The sequence below is a fragment of the Flavobacterium sp. ACAM 123 genome (assembly GCF_000264055.1).
In the GTDB taxonomy this organism is placed as follows: domain Bacteria; phylum Bacteroidota; class Bacteroidia; order Flavobacteriales; family Flavobacteriaceae; genus Flavobacterium.
In genome coordinates this window covers 1-3,260 of the sequence record NZ_AJXL01000192.1, presented here as the reverse complement: position 1 = coordinate 3,260, position 3,260 = coordinate 1, and the positions used below count along the sequence as shown (strand labels likewise).

Genomic DNA, 3,260 nt, shown 5'->3' with positions numbered 1-3,260 from the left:
GGGGTTTTTTTTGTTCTTATATTTTATTAGTAGCTATTCCTGGCATACGTTGCAAGCTATTTGCTGTCAAACCCTTTTTCTAGGCGCTGGCAGGAGCTTCCTTTGGTCGCTCTTCCACCACCAGAAAAAAGTAGGTTTCCACCGGCATAGGCTTTACGCTGCTGTCAGGGCTATTCGCTTTGTAGAATAATGGAGGTGAGTGTGGTTTCCAGTAGTAATGGTACATAAAAGACTATCTGCTACTCTTGTATAGTCCCATAATAAAAGCATTCTATTTTTTACCAAACTACACCCGCATAGCTTCTCACGCTGAAAGCGTTTCAAGATAGACAAGTAACTTTGCTGAGACGCTTCCAGCGTGACGAATAATACGAATGATTGTTAACTAAACCACATTGGACTATAGAATAAATATAATTGGTGTTAATTGCCAGACAGTAATAACCTGAGATTATTTTATATATTTGAAAGAACTAAAGTTTTACTGTTCTTGCATATATAAACGAGTTAATTGTCAGCTTAGAAAAAAACGCAATCAAAAATTGAAATGACCAAAATTGAAATTCCTCGCAGTAAGAAAAAAATGTTTTTAGTCTTTATTGGGCTCACTAATTTTTGCGCTTTTGGGAATGGCATTTATCTGCAATCCTGAAAAATTTGTTTCCTATATTTTCAGAAACCCCGAATTAATTAGAATATCTGGTATTGCAGCGATTATATTTTCAACTTTATGTATTCTTTATATTTCAATCAAATTATTTGACAAAAAGCCAGGATTAACAATAGACCAGAAAGGTATAACTGATAATTCAAATTATAACAAAGTTGGATTAATAGAATGAAACGAAATAATTGGAATAAGAACAGAACAAGTAATGTCAACAAATTTTTTGCTGATTGCTGTCCGAAATCCCGAAAAGTTCATTAAAAACGCTTCAAAAATAAAAGCTTCGTCAATGAAAGCTAATATGAAAATGTACAACACTCCATTATCAGTAAGTTCAACAGCTTTGAAATACAGCTTTGAGAATCTTGAGAATCTAATTGAAACGGAATTTGAAAAGTATAACGAAAAGCCGAACAGCTAACCTCCGATCACGCAGATTTGCAATCCATACCCACAACAATATGCAAAAACAATCCGCTAAGCAAATTATCTCCCAATAGCAATCGGGATCACGAGACATAACACGTCTCTTTTTTTTTGGAGTATAAACAAGTTGGTTTTCTTGTGTTTTTTTAGTTCGAGTAATACGCTATATCTACAAAATAATTAAGTCGTTTTAGAAACTTCAAGGGTTTTTAGACGGACGGACATTAGCGCCAATGCTAGATAAGATTGCTTCTTTCCTCGCAATTACTTAACAAAGAGACGCTTTTATTAAACGAGTACCAACTAAATCACAAACCAAATCGCAGTTTGTTATGCGGTTTCCTACATCAAAGAATCCCTACTTTTTTAAAAGGTGGATTCAATTAATAAATGCGAATTCCTGATTATTGTTTAATAATTGTAAATATACTTCATTTAGAGAATCAAATTGATGCCTTTTTCGAGGTCTATTATTTAATTTTTCTACTACATTTTTCACCTGTATATCTGTTATCATTTCGAAGTTTGAACCCTTTGGAAAATACTGCCTGATTAAACCATTTAAATTTTCATTTGCACCTCTTTCCTAACTGCAATAGGGGTTTGCAAAGTAATAATCTATCTTTAAAGCTTGTGCTATTAATTCATGTTTTGCAAATTCCTTACCATTATCAGATGTAATCGTTTTTAAAAAAGGTTTCCAGCTCTCCAATAGTTCAATAGTGGCGTTTTTGACAATCTCAGCATCTTTACTCTCTATCTTTTTCATTTGTAACATCCCAGTTGCTCTATCATTTATCGTTAGTAAGGCTCCTTTGTGGTCTTTTCCGATTACTAAATCAATTTCTAAGTCTCCTAATCTTTGCTTTTCCGCTACTTCAGTTGGACGATTTTCGATACCAACTCTGCCAACTATCAATCCTCTTTTATCTTTTAAAGCACCACGCTTGCGATAGATCTTACCTTTACTTCGCAGATGCTTGTATAAACCACCTGCGTTTTTCTTGTCATTTAAAATAAATTTATAAATCGTTTCGTGGCAAACACAATTAATACCTTCTTTTAACGATCTTCCAACTATTTGTTCTGGCGAGTAATCGGCTTGAATTAGTTTGCTGACATAATCTTTAATTTCATTGCTAAAACATTGATTTTTAAGCTTCTCTTTATGCCTCTTATTACATTTTCGACTTGCTAGATCTGCTCTATAATTAGAGTTACGCTCGTCTGAATTACGTTTTATCTCTCTATGTATAGATGAAATGTGCACGTTTATATCAATAGCTATTTGCGCTTTACTGACGTTTTGTTGCATCAGAAATTCTAATTTGTATCTTTATTCAACGGTAAAATGCTTCATACTTTGCGAATTTTAGGCGAGGAGCAAGTAAGATAAATTTTTCCATTTCAGCAAACAGGGAAAAGAATTAATTTTCTTTTCTTTGTTCTGAAAAAATATTTCATCTTCATTTGCGATTCCTGACTTTCGCATTTATTAATTGAATTCAAGAAACTAAAAATCTACTTCCTACAAATACTAAATGCAATTGCGTCATTCTCCGCACCGCCCTACCAAATGAAATTTAAACAGCTAAATTATACTGGGTTTTCCTCAAAATACCGCGCTTCAATTCGTTTGATCTCTTTAATAGAATTCTTTGCCCAAGCCAATCTTTTTACTAGCATTTCTTCTTCAGACAAACGCCAGTCAATGCTGGAGTGTCGCAATCTATTTGTTAGATTCTGGATAATGATGGCAACCGATACAGAGATATTCAAACTCTCCGTAAATCCAACCATGGGAATTTTAAGAAAACCATCGGCACGCTGTAAAATTTCTTTTGACAAGCCGTCGCGTTGCGTACCAAAAAACAAAGTACTTGGTTTTGAAATATCAAAAACTTCCATCAAACAATCATTCTAGTGCGTTTTATGTTAGAAAATGATAAACTTAAATTGTACACTCTTCAAACAATTCCATTAATGCACAAAAGGCCATAGCTAAAGTCTTATTGCCTGAGCAACACAAATCATGAAACTCTGGTTCCACAAAAAAATCACAGCCGAACTCTCAAAGGTGTTTTAGTTGCAAACAATCCCTAAACTTTAATTTACAAGCGGATCGGGTAGTCTTGTTTCTAGTATTTTTGTAAAAACAAAGAAAAAA

General features: G+C 33.7%; 2 protein-coding genes and 2 pseudogenes. 2 read left to right on the top strand and 2 right to left on the bottom strand.

What is annotated here, in order from left to right; translation table 11 throughout:
• Both A3SG_RS22555 and A3SG_RS23010 read left to right on the top strand, forming a co-directional pair.
• Nucleotides 1-190 (top strand): hypothetical protein (locus A3SG_RS22555; protein WP_232226433.1); only part of this gene is annotated, 190 nt, incomplete at its 5' end.
• Nucleotides 191-599: 409 nt separating this feature from the next.
• Nucleotides 600-1,088: pseudogene (locus A3SG_RS23010) on the top strand (STM3941 family protein).
• Between the two features lie 591 nt (nucleotides 1,089-1,679).
• On the opposite strand, the gene A3SG_RS20420 reads toward A3SG_RS23010, so the two are convergent.
• Nucleotides 1,680-2,408 carry an IS30 family transposase gene (locus tag A3SG_RS20420; protein ID WP_016991385.1) on the bottom strand — a complete coding sequence of 243 codons (729 nt, stop codon included), beginning with the start codon at nucleotides 2,406-2,408 and terminating at the stop codon, nucleotides 1,680-1,682.
• Between the two features lie 281 nt (nucleotides 2,409-2,689).
• Nucleotides 2,690-3,013: pseudogene (locus A3SG_RS20415) on the bottom strand (TrmH family RNA methyltransferase); the annotation flags it as partial.
• Nucleotides 3,014-3,260 lie beyond the last annotated feature (247 nt).

What these genes read in the sequence shown, in the direction of transcription:
- A3SG_RS20420 (WP_016991385.1), bottom strand. Translation starts at nt 2,408, where the DNA reads ATGCAACAAAACGTCAGTAAAGCGCAAATAGCTATTGATATAAACGTG.